The sequence below is a fragment of the Lyngbya sp. CCAP 1446/10 genome, from assembly GCF_026130175.1.
Taxonomy (GTDB): Bacteria; Cyanobacteriota; Cyanobacteriia; order Cyanobacteriales; family Microcoleaceae; genus Microcoleus.
On the sequence record NZ_JAIGNI010000148.1, the window covers coordinates 19,705 to 40,828 of the forward strand.

General features: G+C 47.5%; 10 protein-coding genes. 5 read left to right on the forward strand and 5 right to left on the reverse strand.

Annotated features, from left to right (window positions below):
- Positions 1–371: 371 nt before the first annotated feature.
- From K4039_RS27045 to K4039_RS27060, 4 genes are all read left to right on the forward strand, one after another.
- Positions 372–2,159 (forward strand): N-acetylmuramoyl-L-alanine amidase, encoded by a 1,788-nt coding sequence (locus K4039_RS27045; protein WP_265239587.1) that lies wholly within the window; start codon positions 372–374, stop codon positions 2,157–2,159.
- A 104-nt stretch (positions 2,160–2,263) separates the two neighbouring features.
- On the forward strand, positions 2,264–3,229 hold the full coding sequence (gene murI / locus K4039_RS27050; protein ID WP_265239588.1) for a glutamate racemase: 966 nt from the start codon (positions 2,264–2,266) through the stop codon (positions 3,227–3,229).
- A gap of 214 nt (positions 3,230–3,443) precedes the next feature.
- Positions 3,444–3,998, forward strand: coding sequence for an NYN domain-containing protein (locus K4039_RS27055; RefSeq protein ID WP_265239589.1), 555 nt, complete (start codon positions 3,444–3,446; stop codon positions 3,996–3,998).
- A gap of 2,602 nt (positions 3,999–6,600) precedes the next feature.
- On the forward strand, positions 6,601–13,899 hold the full coding sequence (locus K4039_RS27060; protein ID WP_265239591.1) for a hypothetical protein: 7,299 nt from the start codon (positions 6,601–6,603) through the stop codon (positions 13,897–13,899).
- Between the two features lie 275 nt (positions 13,900–14,174).
- On the opposite strand, the gene K4039_RS27065 is transcribed toward K4039_RS27060, so the two are convergent.
- The 4 genes from K4039_RS27065 to K4039_RS27080 form a co-directional block, all read right to left on the reverse strand.
- Positions 14,175–14,969 carry a uracil-DNA glycosylase family protein gene (locus K4039_RS27065; RefSeq protein WP_265239592.1) on the reverse strand — a complete coding sequence of 265 codons (795 nt, stop codon included), beginning with the start codon at positions 14,967–14,969 and terminating at the stop codon, positions 14,175–14,177.
- A gap of 262 nt (positions 14,970–15,231) precedes the next feature.
- Positions 15,232–15,816: a Uma2 family endonuclease gene (locus K4039_RS27070; RefSeq protein WP_375339842.1), complete on the reverse strand. Its 585-nt coding sequence runs from the start codon at positions 15,814–15,816 to the stop codon at positions 15,232–15,234.
- A gap of 428 nt (positions 15,817–16,244) precedes the next feature.
- Positions 16,245–17,207: a hypothetical protein gene (locus tag K4039_RS27075; RefSeq protein ID WP_265239594.1), complete on the reverse strand. Its 963-nt coding sequence runs from the start codon at positions 17,205–17,207 to the stop codon at positions 16,245–16,247.
- A 6-nt stretch (positions 17,208–17,213) separates the two neighbouring features.
- Entirely contained in the window at positions 17,214–17,408 is a 195-nt protein-coding gene (locus tag K4039_RS27080; protein ID WP_265239595.1) for a hypothetical protein, read from the reverse strand.
- A gap of 380 nt (positions 17,409–17,788) precedes the next feature.
- Here K4039_RS27080 and K4039_RS27085 point away from each other — a divergent pair, with 380 nt between their 5' ends.
- Positions 17,789–18,898 carry a hypothetical protein gene (locus tag K4039_RS27085; protein ID WP_265239596.1) on the forward strand — a complete coding sequence of 370 codons (1,110 nt, stop codon included), beginning with the start codon at positions 17,789–17,791 and terminating at the stop codon, positions 18,896–18,898.
- 97 nt (positions 18,899–18,995) lie between these two features.
- Here K4039_RS27085 and K4039_RS27090 read toward each other — a convergent pair whose 3' ends face one another.
- Complete coding sequence (locus tag K4039_RS27090; protein WP_265239607.1) at positions 18,996–21,065, reverse strand: AarF/ABC1/UbiB kinase family protein; 2,070 nt, start codon at positions 21,063–21,065, stop codon at positions 18,996–18,998.
- Between the last annotated feature and the right edge of the window lie 59 nt (positions 21,066–21,124).

Below are 21,124 nucleotides of genomic sequence, written 5' to 3' on the forward strand. Positions count from 1 at the left end.
TAGTTTTTTTTAAATTTCTCCCGATCAGGGTTCCGGCTTTAAACCAATTCTTTCTGGTAAAATTTGACCTTATAACTTGTACCTTTTAACTTCAAGAAAGACATTGTTTCTTACTCCTAAAAATAAATACCTTCGCTTGTGCCAACAATTTTTCAGTCAGCTTATAACCGATCGCCCCCAAATATACGGGCAAGTTTCAAAATGCCATGATTGGGCATTTTGTAGGCTGTTAACGCATAAATAAAGTCAATGAGAGCCAACAACTGACGGTCGGAAGTCCCCAGTCGGCTAATGGCTCACCGCTGAAAGCCGATCGGGCAAGCGGCACCCTTCCACCTTTTAGCAGTAACGCAAACGAGGAAAAAACTGTCGTGAAATTCCACTGGCTACTACCGAGTTTCTTAAGTGTATTTTTGCTCGCTGGAGCCGCCGAAGCAGCGAGACTGCAATCTTGGCGGTTTGATGCTTCAGAGAACCGGCTTTACATTAGAACAGAGGGGGGAGTTCAACCCAAAGCTCAACTGATTTTCAACCCCACGCGGTTGGTAATCGACTTACCGGGGACGAGTCTGGGCCGTTCTGCGGTCAGTCAACCGCTCTCAGGCGCGATCGAATCTGTGCGAGTAGGACAGTTTGACGACGATACCACCAGAATAGTCGTCGAACTCAGAGACGGATTTACCCTAGATCCGCAGCAAGTAAAATTCCGGGGAATTTCTCCGAGCGAGTGGACAGTAGATTTGCCAACGCCAGTGCAGGGAGCAACTCAAAATCCGATTTCAGAACCAGGGGGAGAAAGATTATCGGTTGAACCTTCAGCAACGGAAACCCAATCTGCTGAAGCGACTGTAGTTCAGAACGTTCAGGTGACGGCGGACGGTTTTTTAGTCCGCACTGCGGGCGGGCGCCCCCAAATTAATTTTCAACAAAGTCGGGCCGGGGACATCGCCACCCTCGATATTGAAGGAGCTACTTTAGCTCCGGGCGCGGGCGGCCAACAGCCTCAAACGAACGGCAAGTACGGAGTTGACAAGATTGAAGTCCGGCAACTGCCAACAGATCCGCCCGTTACCCGCGTGACTTTGCGGATGAAGAGTTCTAATACTCAGTGGCGCGCTTCTGTGAGCAATTCGGGCTCTGTTGTGCTATCGCCAGGAGGCACGAGGCCGCCAATCCTCACGGGCTCCCAACCTGTACCTGTTGGGAGACCAGCTCAAGCAAGTTTAGCGAGAGTTCAGTCCATTGATTTAGCCAGTAATGGCACGCAATTTGTGGTGAGAACTGATCGCCAAGTCTCCTATACCAGCGGGTGGGATCAGTCGTCGAAATCTTACTGGATTCGGCTCGCTTCTAGTTCTCTGACTGGGCAAATTCCTCAGCTTGATGGGAACAGTCCTGTATCGTTTACTGCCAGTCAGGAAGACGCGGAGACTGTGGTGATTTGGGTGCAGCCGCGATCGGGGGTACAGGTAGGCAGGGTGACGAGACCTAACCCGCAGTTACTGTCTTTGCAGTTGCGATCGAGTGCTAGCGCGCAGCCACCTGTGACTCGCGATCCCAATCCGCAGCCGTTGCCGAGAAGGACTATCGGAGCGGGTGATTTGCCCCAAGGTTCTAACCGCCGTTTCGTCGTAGCGATCGATCCAGGTCACGGCGGCCGCGATCCGGGTGCAGTCGGGATTCAAGGCATTCAGGAGAAAGAGATTGTTTTGGATATCTCGTATCAGGTGGCGAGGCTGCTGGAACAGCAGGGCGTGCAAGCGGTGATGACTCGGACTGACGACAGCGAAATCGACCTGGAACCGAGAGTTTCTTTGGCGGCACGGGTGAATGCTACTTTGTTTGTCAGCATTCACGCTAATGCGATTAATATGAGTCGGCCGGATATTAGCGGGATTGAGACTTATTATTTCGATAGCGGGCAAGATTTAGCTCGCGTGATTCACGCCAGTATTTTGGACGGGACGGGGGCGACTGACCGCCGGGTGCGGCAGGCGAGATTTTATGTTTTGAGGAAGAGTTCTATGCCTTCTGTGTTGTTGGAAGTCGGTTTTGTAACAGGTGCTGAGGATGCTGCTAGACTTTCCGATCCAGCTTACCGCAGTCAAATGGCCGCTTCGATCGCTCGCGGCATTTTACTTTATCTTCAACAAAGATAATGGGCATGGGCCAAACAGGGCATTGGCCAAACAGGGCATCGGGCATTGGTAATTGGTAATTGGGAATTGGTAATTGGGAATTGGTAATTGGGAATTGGTAACTAATGACAACAGACAACAGTCAACAGACAACAGTCAACAGACAACAGTCAACAGACAACAGTCAACAGACAACAGACAACAGACAACAGACAACAGACAACAGACAACAGACAACAGACAACAGTCAACAAAGAATCGGTATTTTTGACAGCGGTGTGGGCGGTTTGACTGTTTTGACGCAGTTATACAAACAATTGCCGAACGAATCAATACTTTATTTTGGAGATACGGCGAGGCTGCCTTACGGCACTCGGGCGGCGTCGGAAATTGTACATTTTGTCCGGGAAATTATGGCCTGGCTGGTGGAACAGGATGTGAAAATGGTGATTATGGCCTGCAACACCAGTTCTGCTTTGGCGATGGAGATGGTGCAGGCTGAGTTTGATATTCCGGTGCTGGGAGTAATTCTGCCGGGGGCGCAGGCTGCGGTGCAGCAAGGTAAGCGGATCGGAGTCATTGCAACTCCTGCTACTGCTGCTAGCAATGCTTATCGAAATGCGATTTTGGAAATGGACGATTCTTGCCGAGTATGGCAGGTTAGCTGTCCGGCTTTTGTGCCGCTGGTGGAGCAAAACCGGATTCACGATCCTTATACTTCTGAGGTGGCGCGAGAATATTTGGCTCCTTTGATTCAGCAGCGGATTGATACGCTGATTTACGGCTGTACTCATTATCCGCTGTTGGCTCCCGTGTTGCGATCGCTCTTGCCTGCTGGGGTAAATTTGATCGATCCTGCGGTGCGCGTGGTGGCTGCTGCGGCGAGAGAATTGGAGGTTTTGGGGCTGCGGAATGCTGGTGTGGCGCTGCCGACTCGTTTTTGTGTGAGTGGCCCTCCGCAGCAGTTTGCGGACTTGTCGGTGCAGTGGCTGGGCTGTACTCCTGCGGTTGAAAAAGTATCTCTGCCGGCCGTTGTACGTAGCGAAGCGGGGCGTAAGCCATCGCCCGTATCCCTGGAATCTGTCGAATAAGCCGGCCAATTTATCGATCGCACGGAGCGCGTTGCTTGCATTCGAGGATCGCACAAATATTACCCCCACATCCCAGACACTTAGGGATTTGGGGGTTTAATTATGGCGATCGAAGGTAGCAATCAATCTACGATCTGTAATAAAATGCAACAAAAGCTTTGATGAACAATGCAAATAACGTCCTATATCTGCTGGAGATCTTCAGCCTTGAACCATGTCAACCTATATATCGCAAGCAGTGTTACTTGTAGACGGCTATAACATGATTGGACTGTGGCCTCGACTCCGAGAGAAGCGCGATCGCGACGAACTCGAAACAGCTCGCCGTGAGTTAATTGAGGTTTTAGTTAACTACAGCGCCGTTCAAGATTTTGAGGCTCGACTCGTGTTTGACGCTCACTATCGAGATACTCCCAGCGTTAAAGAAATTATTACTAAAAATTTATCAGTGCACTACACTGACTTCGGTCAGACAGCAGATACTTATATTGAAAAGTCTTGTGCTAATTTGCGGTATGAGTTGCGATCGATCAAAGGTAAAGGGCGCATGATTGTCGCCACCTCAGACAGAGCGCAGCAATTGACAGTAGTCGGCTACGGCGCCGAATGGATGTCCGCCGAACAACTAGCGGCTGACGTAGAATCCACCGCCCGCCGCAGCGAGCGCCAGCACAAATCCCGCAAAAAAACTTCTAGTCGCTTTCTGGCCAGTTCCCTCGATCCAGAATCCCAGCAGCGCCTCGCCAGAATGAGAATGGGGCTGCATTAGCTGCCTAAACCCGCTTGGTGTATGAGAAAAAAAAAAGTTTGCAAAAGGCCTTGCCAAATCGAATCGGTTCAGCTACTATTAGTAAATGTGGGTGACAAAAACCACGCAATCCTCGGTAGCTCAGTGGCAGAGCGATCGGCTGTAATGAATGCAAGCCTTTGGTATTAACCAAAAGCCCTAGTGACATAGCAGCTTTATCCGGTAACGGGTACTGAAAAATCGGGTGAATTCAAGGAAACCGCAGCACTTCGGGTGGCGGCAATCTTGAGCCAAGTCTGGCGAAAGGCAGTGGTTTTGACCACAAGTAGCCATAAAGGTGCAGAGACTAGAGATGAGGAGCCTAACCAATAAATCTCACAGCGCCCGACATCCAGCGACAGATATTAAATCTGCGTTCTAGGGATGATGAAATAGTCCACGCCCTTCGGAAACGTTGGGATAAGTGTAACCGATTGGTCGTAGGTTCAAATCCTACCCGGGGAGTTAGTAAAAGTCTGAAGTTGGAATTTTCCAGCTTCAGATTTTTTTTGTGTTTAATTATGGTCATGAATCCCAAGCCGATTCTGGTCAGATTCAAAACATCCGTTGAGAATCCCCACGAATGCAAGACCAGCAAGAGATCAAACCTAAAATATCCTTGTGGGGAACTGCATTTGCGAAGCCCAAAGACCGTTCAACTCCCGAAACCATCTCTTTTCGATGCTTTCACGGAGTCTTTACAGAATTTCTGAAAAATAAAGTGAGATTTTGCATAAAACTACCGAGTCGGCCCCGATAGATAAGTATGAGGGACAGTTAGGCGGTTGGGTCGATCGCCCTTCAACTTCCAAAACCAACTCTTTCGGTACTTTCACGCAGTCTTTACAGAATTTCTGAAAAAAAATTGAAATTTTGCATAAAACTACCGAGTTAGCCCTGATAAGTAAATGTACGAGACAGTTAGGCAGTTGGGGCTATTTTTCGCACAACGAAGTCGATCGCGCAATCCCGCAGTCCGAAAGTCCGGGAGGTAATTAATTACCTACCGGGCTGGGGGGAAAGCGCATTATTCGATCGCCCTTCAACTCCCAAAATCCGCTTTTTGCAGTGCTTTCACGTAGTCTTTACAAAACTTTGCCAAAAAAAAGTTGAGTTTTGCATAAAACTACCGAGTCGGTCCTGATAGATAAGTATGAGGGACAGTTAGGCGGTTGGGGCGATCGCCCTTCAACTCCCAAAACCAACTTTTTTCAGTGCTTTCACGCAGTCTTTACAGAATTTCTCAAAATAAAGTGAAATTTTGCATAAAACTACCGAGTCAGCCCTGATAGATAAGTATGAGGGACAGTTAGGCGGTTGGGTCGATCGCCCTTCAACTCCCAAAACCAACTCTTTCGGTGCTTTCACGCAGTGTTTACAAAGCTTTACAAAAAAAACCGTAGAGTTTTGCATAAAACTACCGAGTTAGCCCTGATAGATAAATAAGGACTTACGCACCAAGCTCAAGAAACCGGGTTTTTCGCCGAATCTCCTGCTAACAGCGCATAATTTTCGCAAAAACCCGGTTTCTGGCCCCGCATAAATCCTGTGGCGCGATCGCCCTCACGGCCAATAGGGTCGATCGCCCGTCAACTCCCAAAACCAACTCTTTCGGTACTTTCACGCAGTCTTTACAAAGCTTTACAAAAAAAATCGTAGAGTTTTGCATAAAACTACCGAGTTAGCCCTGATATATAAATAAGGAGTTACGCACCAAGCTCAAGAAACCGGGTTTTTCGCCGAATCTCCCGCTAACAGCGCATAATTTCGCAAAAACCCGGTTTCTGGCCCCGCATAAATCCTGTGGCGCGATCGCCCTCACGGCCAATAGGGTCGATCGCCCTTCAACTCCCAAAACCAACTCTTTCGGTACTTTCACGCAGTCTTTACAAAGCTTTACAAAAAAAATCGTAGAGTTTTGCATAAAACTACCGAGTTAGTCCTGATATATAAATAAGGACTTACGCACCAAGCTCAAGAAACCGGGTTTTTCGCAGAATCTCCTGGTAACAGCGCATAATTTTCGCAAAAACCCGGTTTCTGGCATCGCATAAATCCTGTGGCGCGATCGCCCTCACGGCCTTTAGGGTCGATCGCCCTTCAACTCCCAAAACCGGCTCTTTCGGTACTTTCACGCAGTCTTTACAAAGCTTTACAAAAAAAACGTAGAGTTTTGCATAAAACTACCGAGTTAGTCCTGATATATAAGTAAGGACTTACGCACCAAGCTCAAGAAACCGGGTTTTTCGCAGAATCTCCTGCTAACAGCGAATAGTTTCGCAAAAACCCGGTTTCTGGCCCCGCATAAATCCTGTGGCGCGATCGACTTTATTAATTTCAGGGGTGCATTAATCTATGGATTTTGAATCGGGCTTTAGCGGTTGTTTGCGGTGTTGGCGGGCGATTCCCTGGGGGATAGCTTAGCTTCACAAAGTTTTTCACTATACCTTAACTGACTTGAAGGGCGATCGACCCTAATTTTCAGGCGAGCAAATTCGGTGAATGTGACACGTCTGTGCGTGTCGGCGGAGTCTTTTTGTCAATTTTCAGCACACATTGTATCTACCAAAAGAGGAACAGAATCATGGCTAACTCAGATGATATTAAGGCACTGCTAAGTGGCTCTTATTGGAGTAAATCTCAACTTAATTACAGTTTCCTTACTGAGGATTCTGCTAAACAGTACAAAAAAGAATTTGGATATGGAGGAGATATTAAGCCTTTGGAATCAGGAATTCAGGATAACATTCGAGACATTTTAAAAGATGTATATGGCTCGGTCATCCCGCTTGGATTTGAAAAAGTTACTGAGAAAGTAGAACCTGTTTTTGATTTATTAAATGGAACTTTTACTGGAAACTTTTATCCGAATAAAACGACTCAATACGGAGATTTACGTTTCATGTATTCGGATCATCCGGGAACTTCTGGTGGTGGTGAGGCTGCCTGGCCAACAAGTGATGTTGTCTTTTCAGGTGCTAAACCCGAAGTAGCTGGCGACGTATTTTTCAACGAGAACTTTAAATCAGAATATGTGAAAAAGGGAACTTTTGCGTATGAAACTCTAATCCATGAAATTGGTCACGCTATGGGGCTAAAACATCCTCATGATGGTGGTGCTTATAATTCACCAGAGCGACTCCCAGCCGACAAAGCGAACAACACTAATACTGTAATGACATACAACCGTACTAAGTATGCTGTATCTTTAATGCCCTATGACATTTTAGCACTGCAATCAATTTATGGCGCAAAAAACTACAATCAAGGAAACGATACCTATACATTTAAAAGTGATTTTTACAAAACAGATGAAAAAGAAGATGGAGAAGAAGTAAAGCGTACTATTTGGGACAGTGGTGGAACAGATACGCTAGATTTTTCAACTATTTTATCAGGTGATTATGTCTTCAATATGAATCCGGGTGGTATCCTTACTACCAGATCTGCCTATGGCGCAACATACAACCCATACGACGAAAATTTTGTCGATTCAGATGGCAAGAAAGGTGGTTGGGATCCTAGTAAAACAGAAACAAATGTTTCATATGCAATTGTACTTGCTTACACTCCCAATCAGGGGGGATTTGATGCAAGTATTGAGAACTTGACTGGATCTCAAGGCAATGACGAGATTATTGGTAACGATAAAGCAAATGAGATTCAAGGTAACGGGGGTAACGATACCGTATATGGTGGCCAAGGTTCAGATACAGTCGAAGGTGGATATGGCAATGACGATCTACGTGGTCAAGCAGGTTCAGATATTCTCAAAGGCGATGGTGGCGATGATACTCTCTACGGTGGTACAGAAGATGATTCTAGTGATTCTCTGTATGGCGGGGACAACAATGATGAACTGCATGGAGAACTCGGAAACGATTATCTAGAAGGAGGAAACGATCAAGATATTCTTTATGGCGATTCGGGAAATGACAAACTCAAAGGTGATGGAGGCGATGATACTCTTTACGGGGGGTCAGGTGACGACACCTTAGAAGGCGGTAGCGAAAATGATGATTTACGCGGTCAAGCAGGTTCAGATATTCTTAAAGGGGATGGTGGTAACGATACTCTCTATGGTGGTACAGAAGATGATTCTAGTGATTCTCTGTATGGCGGGGACAACAATGATGAACTGCATGGAGAACTCGGAAACGATTATTTAGAAGGGGGAAATGACCAAGATACTCTTTATGGCGATCAGGGAAATGATACTCTCAAAGGTGATGCAGGTAACGACACCCTCTACGGTAATGCAGGCGAAGATATCCTCGATGGTGGCATCGATAGCGACCTCCTCTACGGCAACGCCGGCAACGACATACTCTACGGCCGCGAAGGCGACGACTTCATCGACGGCGGCAGCGAAAACGACATACTCTACGGCAACGAAGGCAACGACCAACTCTACGGCCAATCCGGCAACGACTTCATCCAAGGCAACGCAGGTGAAGACTACGCCGAAGGTGGCAGCGGCCGCGACTTCATCCAAGGCAACGAAGGCGACGACATCCTCTACGGACAAGACGGCAGCGACACCATAGAAGGCAACGCAGACGATGACTTCATCGATGGCGGCAACGGCCAAGACTCGCTTTCCGGCAATACCGGAGATGACATAATTTACGGACAAGCCGGCAACGATGTCATCTCCGGTGACGAAAACAATGACTGGCTAGAAGGCGGCGACGGCCAAGACATCATTGATGGAGGTGCCGACGATGACGATATTTACGGACAAGCTGGCGAAGACTACCTTTTCGGCAGTCAAGGCCAAGACTACATCGATGGTGGCGACGGCAAAGATACTCTGTTTGGCGGCACCGACGATGACGTACTTTTAGGACAAGCCGGCGATGACACTCTCAACGGCAATGCTGGCAACGACGAACTTTACGGCGGCACCGGCAACGACTCGTTAATCGGAGAAATCGGCGATGACTTAATTGACGGCGGTGAAGGAATCGACCTGGTTAACTACATCAATTCTCCCAGCGGCGTTATCGTTAATATTGACGAAAGTAGCGACTACGAAAACAACACCAGTCAGCGTTTCAAACAATTTGTTAACGCAGCTAATCCCACCGAATACTACACAGAACTCGAACGGGATTTTGAAATTGCCGCCGGTACTGGTAAAGATGGTTTTGGCACTACCGATGCCCTCAGAAATCTCGAAGATATAATCGGTACTCGCTTTGAAGACATCTTGATTGGCAACGAAAAAGATAACCGAATTTGGGCATTAGAAGGCAACGATTTATTAATTGGCAATGCCGGCAATGACTCATTTTACGGCGGAGAAGGCATCGATATTCTCAGCTACCGCCGCGACCCCAACGGCGTTACTGTCAACTTACAAACAGGCGATGCTACCGACGGCTGGAAAGGCCAAGACCAAATTACTGGCATTGAAAACGTCGCTGGTTCTACTCACAACGATGATATTACTGGCGACGATCGCGTTAACGTTATCACTGGAGATGCTGGGGACGATCGCATCAACGGACTCGGAGGCGACGACAAACTCTACGGCGAATTCGGCAACGACGAAATTTACGGAGGCGACGGCGGCGACAGCATCTACGGCAACCAAGGCCGAGACACCCTTTACGGCGAAGCAGGCCGAGACTACATCCGAGGTGGCGATGCCGACGACCTAATCTACGCAGGTAGCGATGACGACACGGTAGCCGGAGACGCGGGCTACGGCAACGACACAATCTACGGCGAAACAGGCAACGACAGCCTCGAAGGCGGTGCCGGCAATGACTACATCTACGGCGGCGACGACAAAGACACAATCTACGGCGAAAGCGACAACGACAAACTCTACGGAGAAGGAGACACCGACCTCATATACGGCGGCACCGGCGACGACGAAATGTCCGGCGGCGACGACAAAGACACCCTCTACGGCGAAGCCGGCAACGACACCCTCAGCGGCGATGCAGGCGACGACATCCTAGACGCAGGCATCGGCAACGATTACCTCTACGGTGGCGACGGCAAAGACACCCTTGATGCAGGCGACGGCAACGACAACCTTTACGGCGGCGACGATGCCGACATCCTCCTAGGAAAAGAAGGCGACGACAACCTGTTTGGCGAAGCCGGCGACGACACCCTCGATGCAGCCGAAGGCAACGACAACCTCTACGGTGGCGACGGCAAAGACTTCCTGGATGCTGGCATTGGCAACGACCAACTCTGGGGAGGCCAAGACGATGACACCTTACTCGGCAAAGCCGGCGATGACAATCTGTTTGGCGAAGGTGGCAACGACAGCCTTGATGCAGCCGAAGGCAACGACAGTCTCTACGGCGGCGACGGCAAAGACATCCTCGATGCCGGAATCGGCAACGACTATCTCTGGGGAGGCCAAGATGATGACACGTTATTAGCCAAAGCTGGCGATGACTACCTCTACGGCGAAAACGGCAACGACTCACTCTTAGCGGCAGAAGGTAACGATTCCCTTTACGGTGGCGACGGCAAAGACATTCTCGATGCCGGAAGTGGCAATGACTATCTGTGGGGTGGTCAAGATGACGACACCTTGTTAGCCCAAACTGGCGATGACTACCTGTTTGGCGAAAACGGCAACGATAGCCTCCAAGCTGGCGATGGCAACGATTCCCTCTACGGCGACAACGGCAAAGACTTACTGGATGCTGGAAGTGGCAACGACTATCTCTGGGGTGGTCAAGACAATGACACCTTATTTGCCCAAGGTGGCGATGATTACCTCTACGGCGAAAACGGCGATGACATCCTGAATGCAGGCGATGGCAATGACAGTCTCTACGGCGGGAACGACAAAGACACCCTCGAAGGCCTAGCTGGCGATGACTTATTAGAGGGCGGTTCCGGCAATGACTCGCTGTTGGCGGGCGAAGGCAACGATACCCTTCTCGGTCAATCTGACAGCGACACCCTCTACGGAGGCGGTGGCGATGACATCCTCGAAGGCAACTCAGGAACAGACCGACTTTTCGGCGAACTAGGTAATGACTCCCTGGATGGTGGTAGCGAAAATGACACGCTTGAAGGCGGCGACGGTAACGACTTCCTAGATGGCGGCGAAAATAATGACAGTTTGTTCGGACAGGCTGGTGATGATACGGTTCTCGGCAGTCGCGGCGATGACATTGCCGACGGCGGTTTAGGGAATGATTTGCTACAGGGCAATGAAGGGCGCGATCGCCTCTACGGACAAGCTGGCCTCGATACAATCCTCGGTGGCGACGACAGCGACACCCTCTGGGGAGGCGATGACGGCGACAGCTTGCTAGGAGAATCCGGCCGCGATACCCTGTTCGGCGGCACCGGCGACGACGTTCTAGACGGCGGCGATGACAGCGACAGCCTGTACGGTGAAGCCGATAAAGACACCCTCTCCGGCGGTAGCGGTGACGACATGGTTGACGGCGGTACTGAGAACGATACTCTCTTCGGCAACGACGGCCGCGATAAATTGTACGGCCGCGCAGGCGATGATTTGTTAGAAGGCAATGCCGACAATGACGAACTCTGGGGCGGCGATGACAACGATACGCTGTTGGGACAAACCGGAGATGACATTCTCCGAGGTGAATCGGGCAACGACAGCCTGGATGGTGGCGAAGGGGACGATCGACTTTTCGGTCAAGCCGGTACTGACACCCTCTCCGGTGACAACGGAGACGACTACCTAGAAGGCAACGCAGGCGATGATAGCTTGAGTGGTGGTGAAGGGCGCGATCGCATTTACGGCAACGACGGCAACGATATCGCCACAGGCGACGGCGGCGACGATTACATCGACGGCGGCGCGAACAACGATACTTTGTCTGGTGGTGAAGGAGTCGATCAAATTTTCGGACAAGCGGGCAACGACAGCCTCGAAGGCAACGAAGACAACGACTTCATCGACGGCGGAACCGGCAGCGACACCCTGTGGGGTAACGACGGCGACGACGAAATCTACGGCCGCGAAGACCGAGATTCGATCGACGGCGGCCGCGGCAACGACGACATTTACGGCGGAGATGCAGCCGACACCATCTTCGGACAAACCGGCAACGACAACATCGATGGCGGTTCCGGCGGTGACTCGATTTCCGGCGGCGACGGCAACGACAACATTTGGGCGCAAGCAGGCGATGACTTCATCAACGGCGGCGCGGGCAACGACAACATTTGGGGTAACGAAGACGACGACACCATTCTCGGAGAAGCCGGCAACGACAAAATCGACGGCGGTTCCGGCTACGACAAAATTGATGGCGGCGCAGGTAACGACGAATTGTTCGGCGGTACCGGCAACGACCAATTAATCGGCGGCGCTGGCAACGACCAAATCGACGGCAGCATGGACGATGACAAACTCTTCGGCGGGGCCGGCAACGACTTAATGTTTGGCAGTCAAGGGCAAGACACGATGTTAGGCGAAGTCGGAGAAGACACCCTCTACGGCGGCGACGAAACTGACTTGATGGACGGCGGGGCCAGCAACGACTTGGTTGTCGGCGACTCCGGCGACGACACCATCACCGGCGATTCTGGCGACGACACCCTCGTCGGCGGCAGCGGCAACGACTGGATGGGAGGCGGCAACGGCGATGACTTGATGTTCGGCGAATGCGACGACGACACGATGCTGGGCGGCGCGGGTAAAGACACCCTTGACGGCGGTTGCGGCAACGACTTGCTAACCGGAGAAGCCGGCAGCGACAATCTGTTGGGCAACGAAGGCGATGACAGTCTCGATGGTGGCAGCAGCGATGACACCCTTGACGGCGGTAACGGCAACGACTTCTTAAATGGTGGCAGTGGCAATGACAGCCTGAACGGTAACGAAGGCGATGACAGTCTCTACGGTGGCGAAGGCAACAACATCCTCAAAGGTGGCAATGGCCAAGATACGCTGATTGGAGGCAGCAGTTCCGACATATTTGTGATATCACCAAATTCGGGACTGGATAACATTTTCTACTTCCAAGCCGATCGCGATTACCTCGGACTCGCACAGGATCTCACTTTTGACCAATTGCAAATCGTTCAAGGCTGTGAAAATTATACTAACGATGCCTTAATTAGCATCGCAGGCACCGGCGAACACTTAGCTTGGCTAAAAGATACTCAATTCAGTGCGATCGACAGTTCTCGCTTTATCTCCATCACTCCCGGAGGCCCGCTGCCCGCAGCTTTCAATACTCCCTCGACGATCGATGATTTAACCGGTGAACCTGTTGAGAGTGATGATGTTCTAAGTGCGATCGACAGCGGTTCTAGCACTGCCTTATTAAACACAACTGCTGCACCAATTAGTTTGTCAACCAGCACAACTACTGCACCAGCAAGTCTGATTCTGCAACCATTGACAACAGATACTAATCCAGCAACAGCAACTGCACCAATTAGTTTGTCAACCAGCACAACTGCTGCACCAGCAAGTCTGATTCTGCAACCATTGACAACAGATACTAATCCAGCAACAGCAACTGCACCAATTAGTTTGTCAACCAGCACGACTTCTGCACCAGCAAGTCTCTCCTTGGAACCATTAACAACACCGACTAATCCAGCTAGTTTGACAGCAACTCCTGCCAATACTATCGCCAACGATATCTTGCTGAATGGCGGTGCAATTCCCAGCATGATGACCTTTAGCGAAACCGATGATGACATCCTGATCTACGACACTAACAGCTTGTTGAACTCTCTAATCAGCGCTCAAACTCAGCCAATTATTCCTTTAAGCGGCACGATCGCTAGTAGTTCAATCTCCCCAATTCCGAATACTTTTGCCAGCGACAGCAGCCTCTTAATTACTCCGGCTGCAAGTCCCAGTAACCCACTAGCAAATAGCGATTTGAGTGGCACTTCTATCATGTAGTAATTGTAGATTTGATTGAGGGCGATCGAATATAAAAAAACTCGGTTTCTTTAAGGAACCGAGTTTTTTGCGTTTTTTGTTGTAATATCATATCAATTTCGGTAACACTCCTTATGATATAGAGGAGACGGCAGTGCCGTGTCCCTACCTCGATTTATTGTAGGGACACGGCACTGCCGTCTCCTAATTTCGGCTACTTACTTCACCGATAGACTTGCGGCGCTTCGTGTACATGGGCTTGTGCGACTGCCCGTGTCTCTCCCTATGTTTTGATGCTATCGCAAAGAAGCACGTATACTTTCAAGTTCATCATCCTGTAAGCACGTAATAAAAGAACGATGCTTTCGCGCATTTGGATGTGGAAGAAAAGCAAAAAATCTTTCATAGTCCCCGATTTTAATGGACTCGGATATCGAAACTGTTGAGGAAATATTGAATTGACATTGAATCGCTTGGCGCGCACGAGATCCTAAAACCACAATTACTTTTGCTTTTGATAGTTCTAAAGTCCTCAATAAATAGGCTTTTACGCATTGATCCTGAGCTTGTTCTACGCCAATTTCAGAATGGGATTTACAATGTACTATTTCGGTGAGAGCATAATCAATTCCTGGATTAACATCCCGTTGCAATAATTCAATCGCACGTTGACGGACTGCTGCCCAAAACTTAACAGCATGGCTATACGTCCCATCCTTCATCAAGGATTGTTTACCATTGATAATCCAATCCTTTTGCCCTCCTCCAAAACGATAATTAAAGTAATTGCTTATATCGTTATCTGACCAACGCCAAGTGGGGTAGACTTCATCAGAACCAATTGATGGATTTGAACTCAAAAAAAGAATAGGCGCTTGCTCGATCTGTCCACTCCAAGGTTCAGGTATTTGGAAATTGTTTAAATCGAGCGATTGTTGAGAATTAACTATGTCACGACAGGGATTATCTGTAGAAGGATTTTCTAGACACATCAGTGCATGAGGGCAGTGAGTAATTTCATGTAACAAATTTTTCTCAGACATTATTAAGGAGGTCTCAACTGAGATAGTTTTTCTTATTATAGAACCCATTTGAGTTCTATTTTGCGTAAATCTCAGAAACCGGGTTTCTCTATATATTTCGCGTCACCCAACCCAAAACTCGTAGAAACCCGGTTTCTCGGCCCTGTAAATCTCAAAAACTGGTTTATCTCTATATTTCTCGTCACCCAATCCAAAAACTCAAAGATGTCAAATGGCTTCTATAAGCAAGGGATGCAGCCGTTGAATTAGCTACAACTTTTAGTACATTCAAACCAGATATTCGACAATCTAACCTGTAAGAATCGTATATCTATGGCTGTAGATCGAAAACAATTTCTTCATATAATTGCTCGATCGGCAAACTTAGATTGATACTTTGAAACTCAACCATATCGCCCGATCGATAGCTAAGAATCACCCATTCACCAGCATCATTTTTATGATAAATATCGATCGCAATTTCATCAGAACTGACTAACACATAATCAACCAGATTCGGATTGCGGCGATACTTCTCAAACTTCTTCCCTCGATCGTAAGCTTCGGTGCTATTCGATAAAACCTCGACAATTAAACAGGGATAGGTAATATAGAGAGGATGCTCCCTATCTCGATCGTCACAAGTCACGCTTAGATCGGGATACGTATAGTTGGGTGTATTGAGAATGTTAACCTTTAAATCTGAATTAAAAACACGACAAGGATTTCCCCGTAAGTGCGATCTGATTAAACTACAAAAATTTAATTTAATCGCACTATGATTTTGAGTGCCACCACTCATCGCATAAACCCGACCATCGATCAGTTCGTGTCTTTCTAGCTGCTTTTCTTCCCAACTAAAATACTCTTCTGGTGTAAAAGAGCGATCGTTATCTTGTGCTGCTATCACAACCATAAACTCCCTAATCCAAAAGTAATAATATTAATTATACCTCTAAAAATTCAGCATTCACGAGTTCCCTCGCAGGCTTGATTCGATCGTCTCCTTGTCTGAGGATAAATGAAAATATTGGGGGTGTTAGCTTGTCGCATGGGGGCGATCGCTAGCATCTACTTATTCTACCAATTAGTCTGATAAATTGGCTCAGGATTTTCACAAGTAACTTTGCGATCGCGCATTAAACGTGATGCAAACCCACTCCGTAAATCACACCTCAACGACAATTTTCGACTGCCCCCTGACAGATAACCTAGCGGTCTAACGTTCCCCTTCAGCGGCGGCAAGTAACCTTGAACTCAGCACCAAAGACTTGTGCGCGTCCGTTGCAAGGCGATTGTTAGGTTGCCTAAACACCGCTTTAAGGGATTCATTTTTAGTCACTTTTATGGATTCGTTTTTAGTATTGATGCAATCTCAATCATTAATTTGTGACGACTTAGATCTTCTTTTATGTACTCAAGATTTGCAGACCAATTTAGGATAGCTAGAGTTTCTATTGATTGAGTTGAAGCCAACTCGTTGGTTGTCACAACTCGTCTGAGTGCCAGTAAAGCACTATACTGCCCGAAAGGCATCTCTTGAATACCAACTGCTCTCGAAAGTAGCAAATCTATATACTCGATTGACGGTTGCCATTCAAGATACTTATAAGCAGATAAACGCTCTCCTGCCTTGCAGCTATTCAGTCTATCCTGCACAGGGAAATTGACAGTTTTAGTAACTAATGACCACATTGTTGAGGAAATATCACTCATCAATGTTGTACGGTTAGCTCCAGAAGGCATTTCCTCTCTCACTCTGTCATAGTAAATAGCTAGCTGATCTATCCTTTGAAGGGCTTCCGCCGAATCAATATTGCTTGTAGCGTCAATGAGAGTTATAGCATCTTGATATCGTTTGTCGATCTGTTGATGCGTTTCTTGAGCATTTAGTCCCGCACTTGTAGCTCCAGGATTCCAGATTTGCTCTTCGTAGTTTTGTGATGCTTCTTGTACACCGTATCTTAATTTAATTCTAAGTAGATTGGTTTCAACCTCTTCAATACCCTGCTCGCGCAACCAGTTTAAAGAGCCTTGCAATTGTGGGAACTGAGTAATAAACCAGGGAACTAAAGCAGGAAGCCAAAAAAGAAAGACAAGAACTAAAGTTACTGATGTAACCTTCAACTCAACAGCAAAACTCCAAATATTGCTGTTAACCTTATCCGACTTAAGTGAAATATTTAATACACTTAATATTATTAGGGTAACAATACTAATCAAGTATTTATTTTTTAAAGAAGAAGAAAGTCCCGAACTAGCTTCATTCTGATCAACCCTTCGAGCGGAGGGGGAGTTTGTATTCATGGAAATTCACCTTGCATTATGCAAAATACAATTTTTTGACTGGGCATTCTTCTTGGCTTGGCGACGACGAGCCGCAATCCGTTTGGCAAGGTTAAGGGCAGGTTGATTGGTGATGGCTCGACCGGATTCGATCGCTTCTATTAGCTTTTTTGCTGCTTCGCCAACGACGGGCTGAGATTGGGTGTGAAGGGGATACTTCATGATGAACGATCTGGGGCACGTCAATTATAGCAAGTCTCTGTCACCAGCTACAGTAGCAGCTTAAATTAGGACTTACGCATGGATGCCCAGAAACCAAGTTTTTGCGAAAAGACTTCGTTGCAGTCCGCAGATTTGGTAAAAAACTCGGTTTCTTTGGTCTGAGTTACCCATGAATGACCAGAAACCGGGTTTTTTACCAAAAGACGCGTTGCAGTCCACAAATTCGGTAAAAACCCGGTTTCTTCGATCGGAGTTGATAAGTTATGTAATGAATCGAACCCAAATGTAAAATATTGTTATAAATTACTTGAGACCAGGAACTAAATCTCTATTATCACTGACTATAATTAGATAAAAAATAATTTCATAGGGAAAAATCCATGCAGAAACTAGCTCGATTTTTATTCACTACAGCTTTAACCCTAAGTATTTTGTGTTTTCCCACAGCCGCTTTCGCCAAAGCTAAAATTCAGATTGCCATCCTTTTAGATTCTAGTAATAGCATGGATGGACTGATTGACCAGACTCGCAATCAACTTTGGCAAATTGTGAATTTTTTAACTAAAGTCACCAAAGATGGCGAAGTGCCAGAGTTACAAGTCGCTCTCTACCATTATGGTAATGACAGCTTACCTTCTGAGGAAGGTTTTGTCAGATTGTTAACTGGATTTACTCCTGAATTAGATGTAGTTTCCGAAAAGCTATTTAGTATCAAAACTAATGGCGGCCAAGAATATGCTGGCTGGGTAATTCGCTCCGCCATGCAACAATTAAACTGGAGTAAAGATCCTGCTGATTTTCGCGTGATTTTTATTGCGGGTAATGAACCCTTCGATCAAGGCCCAATTGTTTGGACTCAATCTGTCAATCTTGCTGTGAAAGGAGATACTCTCGTTAATACTATTTACTGTGGTTCAGCAGAAAGTCAGGAGCGACAACTTTGGGCATCTGGAGCTACTGTAGCAAAAGGCAGTCACTTTAATATCAATCAAAATCAAGCAATTGTGGTAATTAAATCCCCTTTCGACGACCAGATTTCGACTTTGAATACTAAACTAAATCAAACCTACATTCCCTATGGTAGAGAAGGCAAAGTAGGACAACAGCGTCAAGCAGTTGAAGATAGTAATGCTGGCGGAAATTTGGTTATGCGTAGTAGCTCCAAAGCTTCTGAATACTATGATAATGCTTCTTGGGATTTGCTCGATGCTCTCGAAAACGGCAGAGTTACAATTGAGTCACTCTCCAATGATGCTTTGCCAGAAGTGATGCGTAGTATGGCTTTAGCCGAAAAAAAAGCATATGTAGCTGCTAAGAAAGCCGAAAGGGAGAGCATTAAAAAGACGATTCGCGAATTGTCTCAAAAGCGAAATGAATATGTTGAACAACAACGTAAAGCTAGTGCCAATAAAGGCGAGAATACGGTCGATAGCGTCATCATTCAAAGTCTCCGCCAACAATTAGCTGCTAAAGGATTTAAACTTCAGTAGTTACTGAAATACTCGAACAGATGAATGCAGATATAATTATATCTGCATTCATCCCTGTTCATCCGCTAACATCTGCGGATCTCAACTCCCAATCTCACTACTTAGCAGCAGGTAAAGACAACTGAGGCGAAGTTTTAGGATAAGCTGCACTCTCAGGAATTGCTGCCGGTTTCTCGGAAAGCAAAAACTCCCTAATTAACCTAGCAACTGCTCTTTGAGCTAAACCGCCTACGACTTGCTGGCCCATGTTCTGCACTTCTGGTTTTACTAATAACTGCGGAATTAGCTGCAATACTTTCATGCTGTCAAAACCCGGAGTTGATTGCAAAATATCCCAAATTCGCTTGATATGTTCCAAGTTTTGTTGTTCGGTTGGTGAAACAACGGGTAGACTCGCTTTGACTCCAAACCATTCGCCGACAACTGCTTTGGCATTATCAAAAGCTTTGCTGGAAAGTGTGTCGAGACTTTTTACCAATTCAACAACAATCCGATCGCGAATATAATCTCCTCTCTGAGAGAATAAATAATCTAGCGCTTGGTTGAGGATTTTGCTGACATCGTAATCGTCGCTTTCGCGGGCATTGTTCAGTAAGTTTTCTAAGCGGTTCCAGCGGAATTCGCCTTGTTTGAACAATAAATCTTGCAAAGATGCTCTCAATTCCGGTGCGGGGTCGCTCAACAGCCGTTTTGCTACGTAAGGATAGGCTTTGCTGAGCACTTTGAATTCTGGATCGACATTAATCGCAATCCCTTCTAGGGTGACGAGCGATCGAATAATCAAAGCATAGTAAGCTGGAACTCGGAAAGGATATTCGTACATCACCGCCGAAAGTTCGTCAGTAATGCTTTTGAAATTGAGTTCGGCAACGCTAGCACCCAAAGCATTGTTAAACACGCCGGCCAAAGCTGGAATAATTGGCGTTAAATCGGTGTCTGGCGTTAAAAACTCCAACTTGACGTAATCTTTTGCCAAACCTTCAAAGTCGCGGTTTACCAAATGCACCACAGCTTCCAACAAGCCGTACCGCTGATAAGGTTTTACTTCGCTCATCATCCCGAAATCGAGATAAGCCAAGTGACCGTCAGGAGTTGCCAAAAGATTGCCGGGATGCGGGTCTGCGTGAAAAAAACCGTGTTCTAGAAGCTGTCTGAGGGAACACTGCACCCCCACTTCAATTAAGTAAGGAGCGTCGATTCCTTGAGCCTTGACGGCTTCCAAATTAGTGAGTTTGACGCCGGTGATCCATTCCATTGTCAAGACGCGACGGCGGGTATATTCCCAGTAGATTTTGGGAACGTAAATATCCTTCAAATTCCCGTAAAGTTCGGCAAAGCGTTCGGCGTTTTGTCCTTCGTGGGTATAATCCATTTCTTCGTAAATGCGCTCGCCCAACTCGTCCATAATTCCTGCTAAATCGCTGCGAATTATTTTGAAGTTATTTTGTGCCCAAACTGCGACGCGCCGCAGGATATAAATATCTAAGCCGATGTTTTCGGCTAAACCCGGTCGCTGTACTTTGATGGCGACGATTTCCCCTGTTTTGAGTTTCCCTTTGTAGACTTGTCCGAGGGATGCTGCTGCGATCGGATCTGCGGTGATTTCGGCGTAAATTTCGTTGGGGGGTGCGCCCAATTCTTCTTGTATAAATTGATATGCTACTTCGTTGGGAAATGCTGGCAATTGGTCTTGCAGCGTTGTTAGTTCTTCTAAATATGCGGGGGGTACTAAGTCGGGGCGGGTGGAGAGTGCTTGTCCGATTTTGATGAAAGCTGGGCCGAGTTGGCTGAGAATGTCTCGCAGGCGGGCGGCGCGGCGCTTTTGGTTGGCTGCGGTGCGCCCTCTTTTTTTGTCCCACCACAAACTGAGGGCAAAGCTAAAAAATGTCCAAACAACACTCGACAGCCGTCCCCAGACTTGCAGGGGACGATCGCGATACTGGGCTGCGATCGCCACTGGATCGTAGCGCACGGCTTCTCCTGCCAACTCGTAAGCGATATCTTTGGCTGATTTGAGCGGTTCGGGAGTCACCGCCACTGTCTCTAGTTCTACTTGTATTGCTTGCAGGGGAACGGTTTCTACCTCTTGGAGATTGCCGAGTGCAGTGTGAGTCCCTGAATTTGAGTAAGTTAGCGGGGTGGCTGGCGATACTGTCTTGACATCCATAAACTCAGACCTAGTGTGAAGCATTGTAAACTAATTGTAACAATTTGTCGCCTTCTCAC

What these genes read in the sequence shown, in the direction of transcription:
- K4039_RS27060 (WP_265239591.1), top strand. Translation starts at nt 6,601, where the DNA reads ATGGCTAACTCAGATGATATTAAGGCACTGCTAAGTGGCTCTTATTGG.
- murI (WP_265239588.1), top strand. Translation starts at nt 2,264, where the DNA reads ATGACAACAGACAACAGTCAACAGACAACAGTCAACAGACAACAGTCA.
- K4039_RS27085 (WP_265239596.1), top strand. Translation starts at nt 17,789, where the DNA reads ATGCAGAAACTAGCTCGATTTTTATTCACTACAGCTTTAACCCTAAGT.
- K4039_RS27075 (WP_265239594.1), bottom strand. Translation starts at nt 17,207, where the DNA reads ATGAATACAAACTCCCCCTCCGCTCGAAGGGTTGATCAGAATGAAGCT.
- K4039_RS27055 (WP_265239589.1), top strand. Translation starts at nt 3,444, where the DNA reads ATGTCAACCTATATATCGCAAGCAGTGTTACTTGTAGACGGCTATAAC.
- K4039_RS27065 (WP_265239592.1), bottom strand. Translation starts at nt 14,969, where the DNA reads ATGGGTTCTATAATAAGAAAAACTATCTCAGTTGAGACCTCCTTAATA.
- K4039_RS27090 (WP_265239607.1), bottom strand. Translation starts at nt 21,065, where the DNA reads ATGGATGTCAAGACAGTATCGCCAGCCACCCCGCTAACTTACTCAAAT.
- K4039_RS27070 (WP_375339842.1), bottom strand. Translation starts at nt 15,816, where the DNA reads ATGGTTGTGATAGCAGCACAAGATAACGATCGCTCTTTTACACCAGAA.
- K4039_RS27080 (WP_265239595.1), bottom strand. Translation starts at nt 17,408, where the DNA reads ATGAAGTATCCCCTTCACACCCAATCTCAGCCCGTCGTTGGCGAAGCA.